This is a genomic window from Arthrobacter globiformis NBRC 12137, assembly GCF_000238915.1.
In the GTDB taxonomy this organism is placed as follows: Bacteria; Actinomycetota; Actinomycetes; order Actinomycetales; family Micrococcaceae; genus Arthrobacter; species Arthrobacter globiformis.
On sequence record NZ_BAEG01000041.1, the window covers coordinates 1 to 778 of the forward strand.

A 778-nucleotide genomic window follows, 5' to 3' on the forward strand; every position below is an offset into this window, starting at 1 on the left:
TTCCCGAAGAAGTGTTCCCGGACGAACCCGCCGGATTCGGCCTTGTAGGTCTGGTAGTCCCCGTCCGGGGTTTCGTTCATGATCTGCACCAGCGACCCGTCCGTGTCGCGGGTGAGCAGGTCATCCCATTCCCGGCCCCAGACGACCTTGATCACGTTCCAGCCCGCGCCGCGGAAGAACGCCTCGAGTTCCTGCATGATCTTGCCGTTGCCGCGCACCGGGCCGTCCAGGCGCTGGAGGTTGCAGTTGATCACGAAGTTCAGGTTGTCCAGGTTCTCGTTCGCGGCGAGCTGGAGCAGGCCGCGGGACTCGGGCTCGTCCATTTCCCCGTCGCCCAGGAACGCCCAGACCTGCTGGTCCGAGGTGTCTTTCAGGCCCCGGTTGTGCAGGTAGCGGTTGGACTGGGCCTGGTAGATCGCGTTCATCGGGCCGATGCCCATCGACACGGTCGGGAACTCCCAGAAGTGCGGCATCAGCCGCGGGTGCGGGTAGGAGGACAGCGCGTGGCCTTCCTTGGACTTTTCCTGCCGGAACCCGTCCAGGTCCTCCTCCGAGAGCCGGCCTTCCATGAACGCCCGGGCGTACATGCCCGGGGACGCGTGGCCCTGGAAGAACACCTGGTCCCCGCCGCCGGGGTGGTCCTTGCCGCGGAAGAAGTGGTTGAACCCGACCTCGTACAGGGTCGCGGCACCGGCGTAGGTCGAGATGTGCCCGCCCACCCCGATCTCGGGCCGCTGCGCCCGGTGCACCATCACCGCCGCGTTCCAGCGCATGTACG

At 66.7% G+C, this 778-nt stretch carries 1 protein-coding gene; it reads right to left on the minus strand.

The window, feature by feature from the left end:
• On the minus strand, positions 1–778 hold a 778-nt coding region (locus ARGLB_RS08080), incomplete at both ends, for a thiamine pyrophosphate-binding protein (RefSeq protein ID WP_003800973.1).